The 19,386-nt window shown below is 71.6% G+C and carries 18 protein-coding genes; 9 read left to right on the forward strand and 9 right to left on the reverse strand.

Annotation, left to right across the window (positions count from 1 at the left end):
• Positions 1-76 precede the first annotated feature (76 nt).
• The 6 genes from OG439_RS43710 to OG439_RS43735 all read right to left on the reverse strand — a co-directional run bounded on the left by OG439_RS43710 (position 77) and on the right by OG439_RS43735 (position 6,513).
• Complete coding sequence (locus OG439_RS43710; RefSeq protein WP_326946239.1) at positions 77-727, reverse strand: response regulator transcription factor; 651 nt, start codon at positions 725-727, stop codon at positions 77-79.
• 19 nt (positions 728-746) lie between these two features.
• The gene (locus OG439_RS43715) at positions 747-1,595 is read right to left on the reverse strand and encodes an NAD(P)H-binding protein (RefSeq protein ID WP_326946240.1); all 849 of its coding nucleotides are present in this window, start codon (positions 1,593-1,595) and stop codon (positions 747-749) included.
• An 11-nt stretch (positions 1,596-1,606) separates the two neighbouring features.
• Entirely contained in the window at positions 1,607-2,950 is a 1,344-nt protein-coding gene (locus OG439_RS43720) for an MFS transporter (RefSeq protein WP_442792259.1), read from the reverse strand.
• A 239-nt stretch (positions 2,951-3,189) separates the two neighbouring features.
• Entirely contained in the window at positions 3,190-3,717 is a 528-nt protein-coding gene (locus OG439_RS43725) for a GtrA family protein (protein ID WP_247060924.1), read from the reverse strand.
• A gap of 38 nt (positions 3,718-3,755) precedes the next feature.
• Positions 3,756-4,265 carry a GtrA family protein gene (locus tag OG439_RS43730; RefSeq protein ID WP_326946241.1) on the reverse strand — a complete coding sequence of 170 codons (510 nt, stop codon included), beginning with the start codon at positions 4,263-4,265 and terminating at the stop codon, positions 3,756-3,758.
• A 10-nt stretch (positions 4,266-4,275) separates the two neighbouring features.
• On the reverse strand, positions 4,276-6,513 hold the full coding sequence (locus OG439_RS43735; RefSeq protein ID WP_326946242.1) for a sigma-70 family RNA polymerase sigma factor: 2,238 nt from the start codon (positions 6,511-6,513) through the stop codon (positions 4,276-4,278).
• 269 nt (positions 6,514-6,782) lie between these two features.
• Here OG439_RS43735 and OG439_RS43740 point away from each other — a divergent pair, with 269 nt between their 5' ends.
• From OG439_RS43740 to purE, 5 genes are all read left to right on the forward strand, one after another.
• Positions 6,783-7,631: a GGDEF domain-containing protein gene (locus tag OG439_RS43740; RefSeq protein WP_326946243.1), complete on the forward strand. Its 849-nt coding sequence runs from the start codon at positions 6,783-6,785 to the stop codon at positions 7,629-7,631.
• 71 nt (positions 7,632-7,702) lie between these two features.
• Complete coding sequence (locus OG439_RS43745; RefSeq protein WP_326946244.1) at positions 7,703-9,055, forward strand: glycosyltransferase 87 family protein; 1,353 nt, start codon at positions 7,703-7,705, stop codon at positions 9,053-9,055.
• On the forward strand, positions 9,030-10,226 hold the full coding sequence (locus OG439_RS43750; protein WP_326946245.1) for a glycosyltransferase 87 family protein: 1,197 nt from the start codon (positions 9,030-9,032) through the stop codon (positions 10,224-10,226). The genes OG439_RS43745 and OG439_RS43750 overlap by 26 nt, the downstream gene beginning before the upstream one ends.
• Before the next feature lie 12 nt (positions 10,227-10,238).
• A complete protein-coding gene (locus tag OG439_RS43755) occupies positions 10,239-11,423 on the forward strand; it encodes a 5-(carboxyamino)imidazole ribonucleotide synthase (RefSeq protein ID WP_326946246.1) in 1,185 nt (394 codons plus the stop codon).
• 10 nt (positions 11,424-11,433) lie between these two features.
• A complete protein-coding gene (purE, locus tag OG439_RS43760; RefSeq protein WP_247060933.1) occupies positions 11,434-11,931 on the forward strand; it encodes a 5-(carboxyamino)imidazole ribonucleotide mutase in 498 nt (165 codons plus the stop codon).
• Positions 11,932-11,946: 15 nt separating this feature from the next.
• On the opposite strand, the gene OG439_RS43765 is transcribed toward purE, so the two are convergent.
• Positions 11,947-12,651, reverse strand: a complete 705-nt coding sequence (locus OG439_RS43765) for an SDR family NAD(P)-dependent oxidoreductase (RefSeq protein WP_326946247.1) — start codon at positions 12,649-12,651, stop codon at positions 11,947-11,949.
• A gap of 101 nt (positions 12,652-12,752) precedes the next feature.
• On the opposite strand from OG439_RS43765, the gene OG439_RS43770 reads away from it, so the two are divergent.
• Entirely contained in the window at positions 12,753-13,763 is a 1,011-nt protein-coding gene (locus OG439_RS43770; RefSeq protein ID WP_326946248.1) for an Lrp/AsnC family transcriptional regulator, read from the forward strand.
• 9 nt (positions 13,764-13,772) lie between these two features.
• Here OG439_RS43770 and OG439_RS43775 read toward each other — a convergent pair whose 3' ends face one another.
• Positions 13,773-15,446, reverse strand: coding sequence for a class I adenylate-forming enzyme family protein (locus OG439_RS43775; protein WP_326946249.1), 1,674 nt, complete (start codon positions 15,444-15,446; stop codon positions 13,773-13,775).
• A 116-nt stretch (positions 15,447-15,562) separates the two neighbouring features.
• Between OG439_RS43775 and OG439_RS43780 the strand changes: the two genes are divergently transcribed.
• From OG439_RS43780 to OG439_RS43790, 3 genes are all read left to right on the forward strand, one after another.
• Entirely contained in the window at positions 15,563-16,720 is a 1,158-nt protein-coding gene (locus OG439_RS43780) for an acyl-CoA dehydrogenase family protein (RefSeq protein ID WP_326946250.1), read from the forward strand.
• 598 nt (positions 16,721-17,318) lie between these two features.
• Complete coding sequence (locus tag OG439_RS43785) at positions 17,319-18,248, forward strand: esterase/lipase family protein (RefSeq protein ID WP_326946251.1); 930 nt, start codon at positions 17,319-17,321, stop codon at positions 18,246-18,248.
• 68 nt (positions 18,249-18,316) lie between these two features.
• Complete coding sequence (locus OG439_RS43790) at positions 18,317-18,742, forward strand: hypothetical protein (protein ID WP_326946252.1); 426 nt, start codon at positions 18,317-18,319, stop codon at positions 18,740-18,742.
• A 233-nt stretch (positions 18,743-18,975) separates the two neighbouring features.
• Here OG439_RS43790 and OG439_RS43795 read toward each other — a convergent pair whose 3' ends face one another.
• On the reverse strand, positions 18,976-19,377 hold the full coding sequence (locus OG439_RS43795) for a hypothetical protein (protein WP_326946253.1): 402 nt from the start codon (positions 19,375-19,377) through the stop codon (positions 18,976-18,978).
• Positions 19,378-19,386 lie beyond the last annotated feature (9 nt).

Genomic DNA, 19,386 nt, shown 5'->3' on the forward strand with positions numbered 1-19,386 from the left:
CGCACGGTGCAGGCCTCCAGCCTGCCCGCCGGGGTGTCCCGGGCGCATGGGACCGGTGTCCCGATTGTCGCCCGGGTCAGGGGAGCCCGAGGCCGGCTTCGCGGGCCCGGACGATCGCCTCGGCCCGGTCCGCGACGTGCAGCTTGGCGAAGACGTTCGAGATGTGGTTGCGCACCGTTTTCGGGCTCAGGCACAGCATGTTCGCGATGACGCCGTTGTTGTGCCCGGCCGCGATGAGCGAGAGCACTTCGCGCTCGCGCCCGGTCAGCTCCGGGAACACCGGGTCGCTGATCGGCGGCGGCTGGCTGAAGAAGCCGAGGACGCGGTTGGCGATGTCGGGCCCGAAGATCGCCTCGCCACGCGCCACCGCGCGCACGGCCCGCACGATCTCGTCCGGCTCGGCGTCCTTGAGCAGGTAACCGCGGGCGCCGGCGCGCATCGCCGCGAAGACCGACTCGCTCTCGTCGGCCATCGTCAGCATCAGCACGCCGGCGTCCGGGCGCTCGGCCACGATGTGCCGGGTCGCCTGGATCCCGGACAGGTCGGGCAGGTGCAGGTCCATCACCACGACGTCCGGGCGCAGCGCCGCGGCCGCGCTGATCGCGTTCGCGCCGCTCGCCGCCTCGCCCGCGACCTCGATGCCGGGCTCGTTGGCCAGCAGCGTGCACACGCCGAAGCGGAACAGCGGGTGGTCGTCCACGACGAGGACGCGCAAGCTGCCGGCCACCCGCCTCACCTCCCCGCCGTCACCCCCGGTAAGGGTAGGTGAACGCGGCCGCGTTCTCACGCGCCCAGCCGGCGAAGGTCAGCGGCGGCCGGCCGAGCAGCCGCTCGACGGTGCCGAAGACGACGTGCTCGTGATCGGCGGACGCCCGCTTCAGCGCGAAGAAGCCGTCGACGGCTTCGGCGGGCCAGCCGTACATGCGCGTCATGCGTTGGCGGGCCGCGCTTTCCGGCTCTTCGACGTACTCGATCTCGCGGCCGAGCGCGTCCGACAGGATCGCGACCTGCCGTTCGGTGGTAAGCGCCTCGCCGCCGGTGAGTTGGTAGGTCGCGCCTTCGTGGGCGGACGTCGTGAGCGCGAGCGTCGCGACCGCGGCGATGTCCCGGACGTGCACCAGCGCGGACGCCGGGTCGCCTTCGGGCACGTACACGGCGTTCTCCTCGCGAATCGTGCGCAGCCAGGCGAAGCGGTTGTCCATGAACGCGCCGGGCCGCAGGATCGTCCACGCCGGACCGGCTTCGCGCACGGCCTGCTCGGCTTCGGCGTGGGCCAGCGTGATCGGATCCGGCTGTCCGAAGTGGACACCAGTGGTGGACAGCTTGACGAGGTGGGTGGCACCGGCCCGGGCGGCGGCCTGCGCGACCGCCGGTTCGTGGTGGGCCCCTTGGGTCAGCACGAAGACGCGGTCCACGCCGTCGAGCAGCGCGGGCAGGTCGGCGGTGTCGAGGTCGGCCTGGACGACGTCGGCGCGCGGGTCGATCCGGGCCTTGGCCGGGTCGCGCGTCAGCGCGCGGACCGCGGCACCGGCGTCGAGCAGGGCGGGGACGAGGGCGCGGCCGACTTTGCCGGTGGCGCCGAGGACGAAGATCATCGGGGTTTCTCCTAGTGGTGGTCGCGGAGCGGCACGTGCGGGAGCGCGAACGCCGTGAGCAGGGCGAGCGCGAGCACGGGCAGCAGGGTGAGGAACACGCCGTGGGTCGCGTGGGCGGGACCGGCGGGCAGGCCGGCGGTGAAGACGGCGCCGAGCGCGACCGGGCCGAGCGCCGAGCCGAGCGCGCGGGCGAGGTTGACGGTCGCGGACACCGCGCCGAGGTCCGCGCGGGGCGCGGTGTTCTGCGTGGCCACGGCGAGGACCTGCATGTTCAGCCCGGCCGCGAGCCCGAAGACGACGAGGCAGCCGAGGACCGGCGCGAGCGGGCTGTGCTCGTCCAGCGTCGTCAGGCCGAGCATCGCGAGCAGGCCGAGCGCCATGCTCAGCCGCGGTGCCCAGCGGTAGTGGCCGGTGCGGGCGATGACCCGGCTGGCGACGACGGAGGAGACGGCCACGGCGAGCGTCATCGGCACCAGCAGCAGGCCGCCTTCCGCCGGACCCGCGCCGATCTGCAGGAAGACCGCGATGTAGTTGATCGAGCCGAGGAAGGCGAACCCGGCGGGCACGCTCAGCAGGACGGCCACGGTGAACGTCCGGTCGCGGAACAGCGGCAACGGCAGCACGGGGGCTTTCGCGCGCCGTTCGACGACTACGAAGGCGACGGCCGCCGCGATCCCGAGGCTGATCGACCACGGCGTGAGCAGGGTGAACCCGGTGATCGTCACGCCGAGGAGAGCGACGCCGGCGAAGTCGAACGGCGCCTCGCGGCGACGTCTCGGCAGTTCGAGGTTGAGCAGCAAGGCGACGGCGACCAGCCCGAGCGGCAGGTTGACCAGGAAGATCGACCGCCACCCGGTCAGGCCGGTGAGCACCCCGCCGACGACCGGACCCGCGAGCGAGGCGACGGCGAAGCAGATCGAGAACCACCCGAAGTACTTCGCGCCTTCGCGAGGCGTGAACATCTCGCCGAGCGAAGCGCCGACAGAGACGAAGAGACCTCCGGAGCCGGCGCCCTGCAGGACGCGGCCGGCGACCAGCAGGCCGGCCGACGGCGCCAGGCCGCAGGCGAGCGAGCCGAGCAGGAAGAGGGCGAGCGCGCCCAGGAGCACACGTTTGCGCCCGAAGACGTCACCGAGCTTGCCGTAGAGCGGCGCGGTGACGCTCCCGGCGAGCAGGTAGGCGGTGGTGACCCAGGCGTAGGCCCCGGTCCCGCCGAACTCGGCGGCGATCCGCGGCAGGGCGGTGGCGACGACCTGAGCGTCGAGCATCGCGAGGAAAACGGACAGGAACAGCCCGACTAGGGCCGGTTTTTTGACATGTTTCAGTTGGGCGCGCGAAGGCGCGGTTGTGATCAAGGGATGTCCTCGTGAAGAAGGGACGAGAGATGTCCGGACGCGTCGGAAAACGCGTCCCGTCGAGTCGGGAAAAGGCTCCATCGTCACCCGCGGACGGGTGCGACCTCTTCGCGCTCGGAAACCACCTCGAATCGTCCCGCTCGCCCGGCCGAACCCGGACGGCGTCCTCACGAAGGAACACTGACAGAGTTGACTGTAGACAACTACATGTCAGGAGACAAGTACTTTTCGGAGAGCGCTCAGCGCAGGCGGGTCACGTCGCCGTTGTCGCGCCGGCGCTCGCCCAGCTCGTCCGGGAAGACCCACTTCTTGAAGCCCCAGAAGCGGAAGAACATCGCCAGCAGCATGCCGATGATCGACCCGCTCGCGAAGTCCGCGACCTCCATCACCAGCCGCGTCACGTGCGGGACTTCGAGGTCCAGCACGTACCGCGAGACGTACAGCGGGATCAGGTTCACCACGACGGCGACGCCGCTGATCACGAAGAACAGCGCGGCCTCGTGGGTGCGTTCCCGGCCGCCGCGGGTGCGGAACGACCACTCGCGGTTGAGGATGTACGACACGATCGTCGCGACGATGATCGCGATCGCCTTCGCCGTGGTCGGTTTCGACTCCAGCACGCTCAGCTTGAGGAAGTACCAGACGCCGTTGTCGACCACGAACGTCGTGCCGCCCACGATCGCGAACTTCAGCAGCTCCCGGTGCTTGATCAGCACCGAACGCAGTGGCTCCGGCGTGCGCTTGAGCACGGTCTCCACAACGGTCACACGACCCAGTCTAGGAGCACACCGCCGTGACCTGTGGTTCAGGCGGCCTTGCTGCCGTGAATGTCCGGATCCTCCGCGGCTTCGGCGGCCACGGCAACGGTGCGGGCGTCCTCGTCCGGGAAGACCCACTTCTTGAACGCCCACCAGCGGAACACGGTGCCGAGCAGGGTGCCGATGATGATGCCGCTGACGAAGTCGGCCACTTCGACGCCGAGCGGGGAGAGCTGCGGCGCCTGCAGGTGGAGGACGTACCGCGAGAACCACTGCGGCAGCGCGTTCAGGCCCAGCGCGATCCCGCTGATCAGGAAGAACAGCGCGGCCTCGTGGTGGCGCTCGCGGCCGCCGCGGGTGCGGAACGACCACTCGCGGTTGGCGACGTAGGAAAAGATCGTCGCGACCAGGACGCCGATCATCAGCGCCGTGACCGGGTGGGTCCGCAGCACGGTGAACTTCAAGCCGTAGTTGACGGACATCGTGATCACGAAGCTGATCCCGCCGACAACGGCGAAGCGGAGGAGCTCGCGATGCTTTTTCAGCAGCTCGCGCACCGCGCGGACGCTACCCGGTCAACCAGCCGAAAGCCCTTTCGGGGGTGACCGTCGGCTGCTTGTCGCCCGGTTTGCCGGGAACCGGTGGGGCGCTTGAGGACGTCGACGACGGCGGTGGGGTTTTTGTCGGTTCGGGCTCGCTCGTCGCCGGCGGCGTGCTGGACGGGGTGTGCGACGGCTTGGGCTTCGACGGCGTCGTCGTGTCTGACGTAGAAGGCACAGTGGGCGTGGTCGTCGGCGTGGTCGGCGGCCGCGGGTCCTTCCCGCACCAGTGGTGCCAGCAGCCGAAGTCGACGGTCACCGGTCCGGCCGACGCCTTGCCGAGCTGCGCGCCGATCGTGACCTGCCCGTCGTCGGGCCGGCCCTTGAGCCGCGCCCACAGGTTGACGTGCTGGCCGGGTGCCACCGAGCCGGTCGTCGTGCAGCTCGCGCCGTCGGCGGTCGGCGTGCACGGGAAGCCGCGCAGGCTCCACCACTGCCAGAGCGCGTGGTCGAAGGTGACCGTGACCGGCCGGGTCGTCTCGCCGGTGTTGCGGACGCGCACGTAGACCAGCGGGTTGCGGGTCCACGGGAACGCCGAAAGCCCGTCGCCCTGGGCTTCCAGGACCACGGCGTCCGGCGGCTGCTTCACGGTGACCTTGACGCTCACGGCGACGTTGATCTGCACGCCGGCGGTGACCGAGCCGGTCACCGTGCCGCCCGTGGCGTCCTCGTCGGCCTCGAGCCGGAAGTTGAGCGTGGCGCTCTGGCCGGGTTGCAGGCCGGCGCCCGTCTTGCACGTCACCATGCCTTCGCCACCCGGGCAGTTGACCGAGATCGGCGCGGCCGCGTCCTGCGCGAACGCCATCGGCGCGCCGCCACCGCCCGACTCGACCGCGTGCACGCCCGGCGGCAGCTTCAGGGCGGCGATCACCGGCTCGGACACGCTGCCGCCGTCGTTGCGCACGGTGATCGGCAGGCTGACGGGCCCGGCGCCGGGCTGCAATTCGACGCCGTCGGCCGGGGTCGTCGCGGACACCTTCGGCGGGGCCGGCGCGGGCGGCGCCGGTGTGGGAGCCGGCTCCGGAGCGGGGGCGGGCGCGGGCGGCGGCACGACGGGTGCGGGCGGGGGTTCCACCGGCGGCGCGGCGGGCGGCGCCGGCGGGGCCGGGGGAGCGGGTGGCGCGGGCGGGGCCGGTTTCGGCGGTGCGGGCGGCACGACGGGCTGGACGATCGGCGGCGGCACCTGGGCCGCGGCGGGGATGTCCTGCGCCCCGCCCCCGGCCGTCAGCGCGATGACGACGGCCGCGACGACCGCCGTCCCGGACGCGGCGACCCCGGCGAACTGGCGGGGGCCCGCGGCGGCGGCCCCGGCGGCCGCGCCGGCTTTGCCACCGGCGGCCGCGGCCCCGGCGGCGGCCGCACCGGCCGCGGCCGCGGTGGCCGCGCTCGCCTTGGCCGCGCCGATGGTCGCGAGGTAACCCAGCGCGGCGCCGCCCAGGACGATCGGGGCGATGATCGCGCGCAGGCCGCCGTTGACGTCGGCCAGCTCCGCGGCCAGCGCCCGGCAGTTGTCGCACTCGTCGAGGTGGCACTCCACCTGGGCGCGTTCCCGCTTGGACAGCCCGTCGCGGGTCCACGCGCCGAGCCGCTCGGCGCAGGCGCGGCAGCGTTCCTCGGCGTTCTCCTGCAGGTGGACCTGCAGGTACGCCTGCCGCAGGCCCTCACGGGCGCGGTAGGCGAGCGCGGAGACGCCGTTCGCGGTCAGCCCCAGCAGCGGCGCGACCTCGGCCGGGCTCTGCTGCTCGATCTCGGTGTGCCAGAGCACGGCCTGCCAGCGTTCGGGCAGCCGCGCGAACGCCTTCGCGGCCATCGTCCGCTCGAGCCCGGCGACGGCGGTGTCGGAGAACGGGACGGTCAGCGCCTCGGCCGCGGCCCCGCCGACCTCGCTCATGTCCTCGTTGAGGTCGACCCGGCGCTCCTTGCGCGTCCGGTCGTACGCAGTGTGGCGAAGGGCGGTCAGCAGGTACGCCCGGAAGGCGGTATCCGGTCCCTTGCCACCACGGAGCGTGTCCAGCACTTTCGCGAAGGCCTCGGACACCAGGTCGTCGGCCTCGGAGCTCGAGCGGGCCAGCTGACGGGCGAGGTTGTGCGCCGCGCCGGTGTGGCGTTCGTACAGACCGCCGTACGACGCGATCTTCCCGGCGCGGACCTCCGCGATCAGCTCGGCGTCACTCTTTCCGCTGAGATCGGCGGGAATGGTGGACACGGCACTCCTCGGTCGGCTAAGGCCTGGACCTGCCATTACAGGCGGGCCCGGGGCACGAGGCAAGTGTGACTGACCCACCCTGAGCGGTCACGTCGTGGTGGGGGTGAAGACACCGACGGCGCAAGAAAATCACCCGGCCTTCGCGAGCTTCGGAGAAAAGCTTCTTAACAAAACTGGTGAGTACGCCGTCACGGGGTACTCCGTCGACCGTCCTCATCGTGAAGCACCGAGCAAGATCGACACGGACCGGACGAAAGGGGCGGTGGCCTGTGGAAGTTCCGGCAACCGGTACGCGTTCCGGCCCCGGTGACGTTCCGTCCACCGCCGAGCGCGACCGCACCCTCCGCGCCCTGCGCGGCCGCTGGCGCACGGCGAGCCTCGCCGCGGGCTGGCGTTTCCCGAGCGACTGGGCGTTGCCCGAGGTCGACGCCGTCTGCGCGGCCGTGCTCAACAAGGGCCGCGTCGAAGCCGCCGAGATCGCGCTGGCCGGGCTGGCCCGGGCCCGCGCGGCGGCGGGCGCGGGACTCGCCGAAACCCTCGCCGACCTGGCCGCGCTGCACGCGGTGCTCGACCACGTCGGTGACGGCTTCGTCTCACCCGACGTCGACGCCACGCCGTCCCGGCTGCTCCGGGTGACGGCGCTGGCCTGGGCGGACGTCGCCACCGACCAGCTCGTGCACACCGAGGTCACCGACCCGCTGACCGGCCTGCCCTCGGCCGCCTACCTGCGGACGCGGCTGGCCGAGCTCTACCAGGCCGCCGCGGCGCGCGAGCGGCCCGCGGCCGAGGAGCACATGCTGCTGGTCGTCTCGCTGGACCTCAGCACCGTCGCCGGCTTCCCGCGGCTGACCGGGATGATCCTGGTCGCGGACGCCCTGCGGGCGGTGTTCGACAGCGGGCAGAGCGTCGCCTCGCTCGGGCCGTCGGTCGTCGCCGCGCTCGTCCAGCGCGACGACAAGGTCGCGTCCCACGGCGTCGCGCTGAGGAGGGCGTTGCACGAACGGTTGTCGGTCGACGCGCAGCTGGCGGACGCCGGTCAGGCGCGCGTCTCGGCGGTGCGGTTGCCGGCCACCCACGAATCGGCCTGCGACCTGCTGGCGCGCCTCGCGAGGGTGTAGAACACCCGGAAAGTCCGGTTCCGCCCGGACCCTTCTGACCTGGACCCGGGCCGCCATGATTTCCTGGTGCGGTGACCAGGACCGTATCCACCGACGTCGACGGCGAAGTCGCGGCCAGATCCACGCACCGATTGGCCCTGCGGAGGTCACTCGCCCGGCTGTCCGTGCGCCCGCGGTCGATCTTGATCCTGTCGGTGATCCCGCTGGTCGCGATCGGGTACGGCATCTGGGGCTGGCAGCACGACTGGGTGCTCGGCGTGGACAGCGCGGTCTACCGCGCGGGCGCGCTGACCCTGCTGCACGGCGACTCCCTCTACGACTCGAACACCCTCGCCAACGAGCCGTGGTGGGCGCTGCTGCCCTTCACCTACCCGCCGACGGCGGCGTTGATCTTCGTCCCGCTCGCGGCGTTCCCGACGCAGATCTCCTGGGGCCTGATCACCGCGATCTCGCTGGGCGCGATGGCCCTCTCGATCCGGATCGCGATCGGTGCCCTGCCCCGCCCGGCCGCCGACGGCCCGCGCTGGTGGGCCTCGCCCGCCCGCTCGACCATCGTGTTCTTCCTGGTCTTCCTCGGCCTCGAGCCGGTGTGGCGGACGATCTTCCTCGGCCAGATCAACCTGATCCTGATGGCCATGATCCTGCTGGACATGCTGGTCATCGGCGCGCGCGGCAGTCGCTGGGGCGGCGTCCTGGTCGGCGTCGCAGCGGCGATCAAGCTCACGCCGCTGGTGTTCCTCGGGCACCTGTTCATCACCGGCCGCCGCAAGGACGCGCTGCGTGGCCTGGCGACGTTCGTGCTGCTCCAGGGCCTGATGTTCCTGATCAACGCGCACGACGCGGCCAAGTACTGGACCATCACGCTGCCCGACACCGGCCGGATCGGGCCGGTGCACTGGGCCGGCAACCAGTCCCTGAACGCGCTGATGAACCGGGCCACCGACCTCGCGCCGTGGGCGTCGAAGGCGGCCATGGGCATCGGCTTCCTGCTCGCCATCCCGGCCCTGTGGCTGCTCATCCGGTTCCACCGCAAGGGCCAGGCGCTGGCCGCGCTGCTGGTGACGGCGTTCTGGACGCTGCTGATCTCGCCGATCTCGTGGACGCACCACTGGGTGTGGGTGGTCCCGCTGATCGTGCTGCTGGTGTCGCGGCTGCCGAAGACGACCCCGGCGACGGCGTGGAAGCGCTGGGTCGGGACGTTCCTGGCGGCGTTCGTGTTCGTCAGCTGCGTGCTGCTGATCCTGCCCAACGGGCGCAACGTCGAGCTGCACTGGACGGTCTGGCAGAACGTGCTGGGCGACGCGTACATCCTGATGCCGGTGGTGCTCGCGCTGGCGCTGGCGCTGCGCTGGGGCCTGCAGCGGCGGGCCCGGAAGAAGAAGGCGGCGGCCGGCGAGCATGTCGACGTCCCCACCGGCGTCTGAGGCCCGCACCGGCCGGGTTCTCGCCGGGGTCCTCGCACTCCTCGTCCTCGCGTTCGGGGTCCTCGCCTGGCTGGCGGGGTGGCACCTGGGCGCGGACAGCGCGGTGTACCGGGCCGGCGCGCTGACGCTGGTCCACGGCGACCCGCTCTACACCCGCGACGTGCTGACCGCCCTGCCCGACTGGGTGCGGCTGCCGTTCACCTACACCCCGGCTGCGGCGCCGCTGTTCCTGCCGTTCGCGCTCGTGCCGTCCGGCCTGGTCTGGGGCGTGATCGCGTTTTTGTCGGTGGTCGCCCTTATGGTCGTGATCACGGTGGTTTCGTCGTCGCCGGGGCGCTCACCCGCGTGGTGGGCGCTGCCGGCGGGAACGGCCGCCGCTCTGGCGCTGGAACCGGTGTGGAAGACGCTGTTCCTGGGCCAGATCAACTTGATACTGATGGCGTTCGTGGTGCTGGACGTCCTGGTGCTCTCGGCGCGGCGGTCGCGCTGGGCGGGCGTGCTGATCGGCGTGGCGGCGGCGATCAAGCTCACCCCGCTGATCTTCGTACCGCACCTGTTCTTCACCGGCCGGTGGAAGGACGGGCTGCGCGCGCTGGGCACGTTCGTCGTACTGGAAGCGGTGATGTTCGCGGTCATTCCGGTCGACGCGCTGCGGTTCTGGCGGGATTCGGCGACCGACCCGAGCCGGGTCGGGTCGGTGCACTGGATCTTCAACCAGTCGCTCAACGGGCTGGTCAGCCGGGCTTCGGAGCTCGCGCCCTGGTCGCTGGCGGTGGCGGTCGGGGTGGCGGCGGTGCTGGCCGTACCCGCGGTGTGGCTGGTGGTGCGGCTGCACCGGCGCGGCGAAGACGCGGCGGCGCTGCTGGTGACGGCGTTCTACGGGCTGCTGCTGTCGCCGGTGTCGTGGTCGCACCACTGGGTCTGGTGCGTGCCCTTGATCACGCTGCTGCTGGTGAAGGGCCGCCGCTGGGCCGCGGCGGCCGTCGCGGTGCTGTTCGCCTCGCAGATCGTGATGCTCGTGCCCAACGGCGGTGACACGGAGTTCGGCTGGGGCCTGGGCCTTTCGGTCCTCGGCAACGCCTACGTCCTCGCGGCGGCGGCGGGGATCCTCGGGCTCGCGGCGCGTGAGCTACGGCTGGTCCGGCGGTCACCGCAGGTGGTCACCGTTTAGTCTGGTGTCGCTATGGACAAACACACCGGTCTGCCCGTCGTGGGCATGGTGGGCGGCGGGCAGCTCGCCCGGATGACCCACCAGGCGGCGATCTCCCTCGGTCAGTCACTGCGCGTTCTCGCCGCGGGCGAAAACGAGTCCGCCGGGCTAGTCGCCGGCGACGTCGTGCAGGGGCACCACACCGATCTCGAGGCGCTGCGGGCGTTCGCGGCCTCGGTCGACGTGCTCACGTTCGACCACGAGCACGTGCCGGGTGAGCACCTGCTGACGCTGGCGATGGAGGGTTACGTCATCCGGCCGGCGCCGTCCGCGCTGGGCTTCGCGCAGAACAAGCTGGTGATGCGCGAGATGATGGCCGGCATGGGCGTGCCGGGCCCCGCCTTCGCCGAAGTGTCCACTGTGGACGACGTGCTGGCGTTCGGCGGCGAGCACGGCTGGCCCGTGGTGCTCAAGGCGTCCACCGGCGGTTACGACGGCCGCGGCGTCTGGATGCTCGACACCGCGCAGCAGGCGCGCGAGACCGTGCCGGAGCTCCTGGCGGCGGGCACGCCGCTGCTGGTCGAGGAGAAGGTGGCGATGCGGCGGGAGCTGGCCGCGCTCGTCGCCCGCTCGCCCTTCGGCCAGGGCGCGGCGTACCCCGTGGTCGAGACCGTCCAGACCGGCGGCATCAACACCGAGGTCCTCGCCCCGGCGCCGGGTCTCTCGGACGCGCGGGTCCACGAGGCGCAGGACCTCGCGCTGCGCGTCGCGTCGACGCTGGACGTCACCGGCCTGCTGGCGGTCGAGCTGTTCGAGACCGACACCGGCCTGCTGGTCAACGAGCTCGCGATGCGCCCGCACAACTCCGGGCACTGGACGATGGACGGCTCGCGCACCTCGCAGTTCGAGCAGCACCTGCGGGCGGTGCTCGACTACCCGCTGGGCCGCACCGACATGGTCGCGCCCGCGTGCGTGATGGCGAACGTGCTGGGCGCGTCGGAGCTGCCCGAGATGGGGCCGGACGAGCGGCTGCACCACCTCTTCGCGCGGTACCCGGAGGCGCGGGTGCACCTGTACGGCAAGCAGGAGCGGCCGGGCCGCAAGCTCGGGCACGTCAACTTCACCGGCGAGCGCCTGGACGACCTGCGCAACCGGGCGCTGCTCTCGGCGCACTGGCTGTCCCACGCCGTCTGGCTCGACGGCCACGAGATCCACTAGGAGAACAGCTATGGCGCCGCAGGTGGGCGTGATCATGGGCAGCGACTCGGACTGGCCGGTGCTGGAAGCGGCCGGCGCGGCGCTGGACGAGTTCGGCGTCGGCTACGAGGTCGGCGTCTACTCGGCGCACCGCACCCCGCAGCGCATGCTGGACTACGCGACGTCGGCGGTGGCGCGCGGCATCCGGGTGATCATCGCGGGCGCGGGCGGCGCGGCCCACCTCCCGGGCATGGTCGCCTCGGCGACCGTCCTCCCGGTGATCGGCGTCCCCGTGCCGCTGAAGTACCTGGACGGCCTGGACTCGCTGCTGTCGATCGTCCAGATGCCGGCGGGCGTCCCGGTGGCCACGGTCTCCGTCGGCGGCGCGCGCAACGCGGGCCTGCTGGCGGTCCGCATCCTGGCCGCGTCCGACGAGGGCCTGCGGTCGAAGATGACGCAGTTCCAGCTGGACCTGGAGAAGCTGGTCCTGGACAAGGACGCGGCCCTGCGCGCGAAGGCCGGCCACTAGCCGGTCACTCGCCGGTCACCACGGCACGGTTTCGCCGTTGCGATCGAGGAACTCGAGGCCGGGCTTGCCGCGCTTCGCCAAGAGCACGTCGACGATCAGCGGGACGGTCTCTTCCATGGTGAACGGCGCGTCCGGCCCGCCGAGAGCCGTGCGGATCCAGCCGGGGGCGATGACGACGAGCGCGCGCTCGGCCTCGGCCGGGCGGGCCGCGAAGCTGCGCATGAACATGTTCAGCGCCGCCTTGCTGCTGCGGTAGACCTCGCGCGAGCCGGCGGTGTTGTTCGCGATGCTGCCCTGGCCGGAAGACATCGCGCCGATGAGCCCGTCCGGCGGCACGAGGTCCCGGAGCGCCTCGACGACGCGCATCGGGCTGAGCGCGTTGGTGACCATCACGTCGACGAAGTCGGCGGTGGAGACCTCGCCGACCGGCGTCTGCGGGTTGTTGGTCGTCCCGGCGTTGATGAAGAGCACGTCGAGCCGCCGGTGCGCGAGCCGCTCGTGCAGGGGCGGCAGCTGCCCGGGTTCGGTGATGTCGAGGTGCTCGACCTCGACGCGGCCGCCGGAGCGGTCCGCCAGGTCGTGCAGGGGTGTGCGGGCGGTGGTGTCCCGGACGGTGCCGATGACGTGCCACCCGCGGTCGAAGAGCTCGGTGGCGATCGCGTGGCCGAGGCCGCGGGACGCGCCGACGACGAGGGCGGTGGGTTCGGTGGGTTCGGTCATTTCGTCTCCTCGGGTTCGGCTTCCCAGTCTCACCGCGCTGACGTCTTCACCGCGCGTCCGCCGGGGTGATTTGTAGGATTGCCTCGACAGGAGGAGCGTTGATGGCCGAATCCGTCGCCGCGTCGCCGGAGGATGTGCGTCTCCTGCGGGCGCTGCAGGTAGCTCCGCGGGCGTCGTTCGCCGCGATCGCCGAGGCGCTCGGGCTCACCGAAGCCGCGGTCGCCCGGCGCTACCGGCGGCTGCGGGCCGACGGCATCGTCCGGGTGGCCGGCATCGTCGACCCGGGTGCGCTGGGGCAGAGCAAGTGGCTGGTGCGGTTGCGCTGCCGTCCGGGCAGCGTCGCGGCGATCGCCGACGCGCTCGCGAAGCGCGAAGACGTCAGCTGGGTGGCGCTGTGCGCCGCGGGGGCCGAGATCACCTGCGCGGTCCGGTCCCGCAGCCAGGAACAGCGCGACGACCTGCTCGGCAGGCAGCTCCCGCGCACGGCGGCCGTCCTGGACATCCAGGCGGCCGCGATGCTGCGCCAGTTCATGGGCGGCCGCGGCCACTACTGGGCCGCCCTGCGCGGCACGCTGACGCCGGAGCAGGAGGCCGCGCTGGGGACCGGCGGCGAGCCGTTCACGGAGGCCCCGGTCGTGGCCCGCGAGCCGGTGCGCCTCACACCCGGCGACGAGCGGCTGCTCGCCGTGCTCGCCGAGGACGGCCGCGCGAGCCTGGTCGACCTGGCCGCGGCGGCGGACCTCACGCCCGGGCGCGCGGCACGCCGCTTGCGGACGCTGCTGGAGCGCCGGGCCGTCCACATCGACGTCGAGCTCGCCGCGACGGCGCTGGGCTACCACGCGGGAGCGAACCTCTGGCTGCGCGTGCACCCGTCGGCGGTCAAGACCCTGGGCCGCGCCCTGGCCCGGCTGCCGGAGATCGCCTTCGCCGCGGCGGTGACCGGCCCGCACAACCTCCACGCGGTCGCGCACTGCCGGGACCTGGACGAACTGTTCGAGTTCACCTCCGACCAGATCGGCTCCCTGCCGGGCCTGCAGAGCATGGAGGTCTCCCCGCTGCTCAGGCACGTGAAACAGGCGGCCACCCACCTCTCCGGCGACCGCCTGGCCTGACAGCCGGCTTCAGTCGAGCTTGGCCGGCAGCTGGTCCCGCAGCTGGCGCTTGAGCACCTTCCCGGCGGCGGACACCGGGATCTGCTCGACGACGTGGATCTCCCGCAACCGCTTGTACGGCACGACCTTCTCGTTGATCGCGGCCATCAGCTCGTCGGCGTCGAGCTCTCCGTGCGGCACCACGAACGCCACCGGCAGCTCGCCGACCTCGGTGTCCGGGCGGCCGACGACCGCGGCCGCCGCGACGCCCGGCATCGTGATCAGCAGCTCCTCCAGCTCGCGCGGGAAGACGTTGTACCCCTTGTACAGCAGCATGTCCTTCTTGCGGTCCACGATGGACAGGTAGCCGTCCTCGTCGAGGATGCCGATGTCGCCCGTGTGGAGCCAGCCGTCGACCAGCGCGGCCGCCGTCTCCTCCGGGCGGTTGCGGTAGCCCTGCATGATCTGCGGGCCGCGCAGGCAGACCTCGCCCCGCTCGCCCGCCGGGACCGGGTCCTCGCCGCCCTCGGCCGGGACGACCTTGACCTGCGTGTCGAAGATCGGGACGCCCACCGAGCCGACCTTGCGGGTGCCCGAGCGGTACGTCGGGGAGATGATCGCGCCCATCGTCGCCTCGGTGAGGCCGTAGCCCTCGGCGACGACCACGCCCGGGAAGCGCTCGCGCAGCGCGTTGATCATCGCGTGGTTCATCGGCGCCGCGCCGGAACCGATCGACCGCACCGACGAGAGGTCCGCGGTGTGGAACGACGGCGTCGCGAGCAGCGCCGCGAACAGCGCGGGCGCGCCGCCGAGACCGGTGACGCGCAGGCGTTCGGCGTCGGCGATGTAGGCGGCCGGGTCGAAGCGCGCGTGGAGCACCGTCGTCGTGCCGCCGATGATCGCCGCGTTCATCCCGCCGATGATGCCCATCGCGTGGAACCACGGCGTCAGGTTGATCGCGATCCCGGTGCCGAGCCGCGAGGGCCACTCGTCCTCGCTGCCGATCTGGTCGATCGTGATCTCGCCGTCCGCGTCGAGCGCCGGCACCGAGCCGGAGCCCCAGCACGAGTGCTGGAGGGTGTTGACCACGACGTTGCGGTGGGTGAGCCGCACGCCCTTCGACCGGCCGGTGGTGCCGCCGGTGTAGGCGAGGTGTGCGAGGTCGTCGTGGACGGCGATGGCGACCTCGGGCCGCGTCTCCGGCTGCCCGGCGTGGAACGCCTCGAACTCGACCTGGCCCTCGAGCAGGTCGCCCGCCGGGTTCACGACGACGGCGAACTTCGCCGGGATCCGGCCGGCGACGCTCGCCAGCGCGCCCGCGACCGGCCCGAACGTGACGACGGCCGCGGCCTCGCAGTCGGCGAGCTGGAACGCGAGGTCGTCCGGCGGGAGCAGCGGGTTCGTCGGGCTGAAGGTCGCCCCGGCCATGAGCGTGCCGTAGTAGGCGATCGGGAAGGCCAGGCAGTTCGGCAGGTGCAGCGCCACGACGTCGCCACGGCCGATGCCGCGTTCGATCAGGGCGTTCGCGAACCGGCAGGCGGCGCGGTGGGTCTCGGTGAAGGTGAGGCTGCGGCTGTCCTGGGCGAAGGCGGTCCGGTCGCCCCAGCGGGTCGCGCCCGCGGTGAGGATCGAACCGACCGGGACTTCGGGGTAGTCGAGGGAGACGGGCAAACCGGGCGGCGTCGTCGGCGCGGTGAGCGGCATCACTCGACCATACGAATTCTGCGGTCAAGGACACAAGGACGACGGCCGACGCAGTCAGTGAACGAGCGCTAACATCGACGGAACCCCTCCCGACGTCGTAGAGAAGGTGACCGGAAGTGACCGACGGCCTGTACCAGCTTGCCGAGGAGCACGAGGAGCTGCGGGCCGCGGTCCGGGCCCTGGCCGAGAAGGAGATCGCGCCGTACGCGGCCGAGGTCGACGAGAACGAGCGCTACCCGATCGAGGCGTACAACGCGCTGGTGAAGTCGGGCTTCAACGCCGTCCACATCGGCGAGGAGTACGACGGCCAGGGCGCGGACGCCGTCGGCGCCTGCATCGTCATCGAAGAGGTCGCCCGCGTCGACGCCTCGGCGTCGCTGATCCCGGCGGTCAACAAGCTGGGCACCCAGCCGATCATCCTGTCGGCCTCGGAAGAGCTGAAGAAGCAGGTCCTGCCCTCGATCGCGTCGGGCGAGGCGTCGGCTTCGTACGCGCTGTCGGAGCGCGAAGCGGGCTCGGACACCGCGTCGATGCGCGCCCGCGCGCGGCTCGACGGCGACCACTGGGTCCTCAACGGCACCAAGTGCTGGATCACCAACGCGGGTGAGTCGACCTGGTACACCGTGATGGTCGTGACCGACCCGGACGCGGAGAAGAAGGCCAACGGCATCTCGGCGTTCGTGGTCCACAAGGACGACCCGGGCTTCTCGGTCGGCCCGAAGGAGAAGAAGCTCGGCATCAAGGGCTCCCCGACGCGCGAGATCTACTTCGAGAACTGCACGATCCCGGCGGACCGCATCATCGGCGAGCCCGGCACCGGCCTGAAGACGGCGCTGCGCACGCTGGACCACACCCGCCCGACGATCGGCGCGCAGGCGCTGGGCATCGCCCAGGGCGCGCTCGACGCGGCGATCGCGTACGTCAAGGAGCGCAAGCAGTTCGGCAAGGCGATCGCGGAGTTCCAGGGCGTCCAGTTCATGCTGGCCGACATGGGCACCAAGATCGAGGCGGCCCGCCACCTGGTCTACGCCTCCGCGGCGGCAACCGAGCGCGGCGACAAGCGCGCGGGCTTCATGGCCTCGGCGGCGAAGATGTACGCGTCGGACATCGCGATGGAGGTCACGACGGACGCCGTCCAGCTCTTCGGCGGCGCCGGCTACACCCGCGACTTCCCGGTGGAGCGCATGATGCGCGACGCCAAGATCACGCAGATCTACGAAGGCACGAACCAGATCCAGAAGGTCGTCATGGCCCGGGCCCTGCTCAAGGGCTGACCCACGACCGACCCGAACGCCCCCGGTGCCTGCTGGCGCCGGGGGCGTTTTCGTGTCGCCGAGGCGCGGGACCCGCGCCTCGGGTGCCTGTCGGTCCGGATCGGCTGAAACGCACTGCGCCAGGAAGTCGACTACCGGTCGACCACCGGCGACAGGAGCACTACTCGATGATCGTGACCACTTCCACGGACGGCTTCGTGCTCGGCATGATCGCGATCGTCGTGTTGCTCGGCCTCGCCGTGATCCTGCTGGCCTACATCGCGATCAAGATCGGCGGCCGCTAGCACCGGAGGTTCGGGCCCGCTGCTTGCGAACCCTGCGTCCGACTTCATCGGCGCTGGGCTCGGTGCCTCTTGAGGAGCGCCGTCATCTTCGCCGGGTCCTTCGCGCCGTTGAGCTCGGCCAAGAGACCCGCGCGGCTCCGCAGCCGTGCGGGTTTGTCATGTTCGTGAGTGTCACTCGACCTGGCTTGTGTCACACATAGCAGGTCAGCGAGCGAAAGAAAATCACTCACCAGGGGGAGTGTCCGGACAAGTTACCCGCGCGTTAATGAGTGTGGTGATGCAGGTCACCGTCGGTTCACAGAGAGGTGAATTGGATGGGCTTGAGGACGCGCCGGTGGCTGGTCGCCGGGATGGCCGTGACGGCCGCGCTCGTACTGGGGGCCACCACGGCCCAAGCAGCGGTCAAGGAACCCACCGGGCCCGTGCAGCCCAACATCCTCACCGCCGCCGTCTACTCGCTCGGGGCGCCGACCATCGCGCCGCCCGGGACGAACGACTGGAACTGCAAACCGTCCGCCAAACACCCCAATCCTGTGCTCCTCTCGAACGGGACCACTGCGAACGCCTACGAGAACTGGGCCAACCTGTCCCAGAAGCTCGCCAACGCCGGGTACTGCGTCTTCGCCGGGAACTTCGGCGGGACGCCCGGGACGTTCCTGCAGACCGTCGGGCCGATCGCCGACACCGCGAAAGCGCTTGCCGCCTTCGGGGACAAGATCCTGGACGCGACCGGGGCCGCGAAACTCGACGTCGTCGGGCACTCGCAGGGCGGGATGAACATCCGGTGCTGGATCAAGTACCTCGGTGGCGCTGACAAGATCAGCCGGCTCGTCGGGCTGTCGCCGTCCAACCACGGGACCGACCTCTTCGGCCTGCTGAGCACGCTCGAAATGATCCCGGGGGTGCCGGCCGTGCTCGGCAGCGTGTGCCAGTCGTGCAACGAGCAGGCTGTCGGGTCGGCCTTCCTCACCGACCTCAACGCCGGCGGCGAGACCGTGCCCGGCATCGACTACACCGTGATCCAGACGCGCTACGACGACGTCGTGACGCCGTACACGAGCGCCTACCTGAAGGCCGCGCCGAACGTGAAGAACATCCTGCTGCAGAACGTCTGCGGGCTCGACTTCACCGACCACCTCGGCATCACCTACGACCCGGTCGCCCAGGGGCTGGTGCTCAACGCGCTCGACCCGGCGCACGCGAAGACGCCGCCCTGCTTGCTGGTGCCGCCGGTGATCAGCTGAGCTACGCCACATGAGATATAACCCACCGCCGGGGCGGATTTCCGTCCCGGCGGTGTCACGCTCGAAGCATGTACTGGCCGGTCCCCGCGTCCTGGACACCCCGTGACGAAGCCGAGCTGGTCGCCGGCTGGCGGCTGTGGCTCGAGCTGTCCGACCGCGCCTGGCCCACGGCGGCCTGGGACGGCACCCCGGCCGGTGCGGTCGCCCAGCTGCGGGACCTCCTCGCGGCCTGCGACGAGATCGAGACGTCCTACCGCGACGCCACCGCCGAGCCGTCGGCCGGCTTCCTGCGCCTCGTGCAGGGGCTCGTCCTCACCGCCGGCACCGCGATCGGCCTCTGGTGGGACGACTTCGACCAGCTCGACAGCGACCGCGCGGCACTGCTCCACGACGACCTCGCGCGGTTCGCCGAGCAGGCGGAAGAGGTGCTGACGCTGCTCGCCGTCAACGGCGGCTGGACCCGCCTCGACGAAGAGCGCCGCCGGCCCGCCTAGACACTGCCGGTGCTGGTCACGCCGGCGGCCTCTGCGCCCAGGCATCCCCGACGGCACGGGTGGGATGACCCGACGCTCAAGCGCCCGCACCGCATCACGAAGCCCATCGAGCGGACTTGCTCCGGCAGCGCTCGGGCGCGGCGAGTGTCGGTCGGTGCCGTCACCGTCGACCGGCAAGAACTTCGTGCCGCCCAGAATGTTGACCACGGGCTGCTAGAGCGCCGCCGGCCCGCCTAGTGCTCGGTGAGCGTCGGGTCGGTGCCGCCGCCGTCGACCGGCAGGAACTTCGTGCCGCCGAGGACGTCGACCAGGGGCTGGTCCAGTGTCAGCTGCCGGCCCGGCCCCAGCTCCCACCCGAGCTCGACGACGGTGTCGACGTGCTCCCGGCGCTCGATCCGGTGCGCGACGTCCGGGCCGTCGAGTGACCACGTGCCGTCGAGCGCCATCCGCAGCCGCGTGGTGAGGCGGCCCGGGCCCGGGGTGTGCCAGTGGAACCGGTGGACGGCGAACGCGGTGCTCCAGCTCGTCCAGTACTGCCAGCCGGTGCCGTCCGCGCGGAACCCCAGCTCGGTGTACTCGGGCGAGCCGGGATCCAGCGCCGACTCCGACCAGTAGCCGACCAGGTGCGCGTCCATCCGGGAATC

The sequence above is a fragment of the Amycolatopsis sp. NBC_01307 genome, from assembly GCF_035975215.1.
In the GTDB taxonomy this organism is placed as follows: Bacteria; Actinomycetota; Actinomycetes; order Mycobacteriales; family Pseudonocardiaceae; genus Amycolatopsis.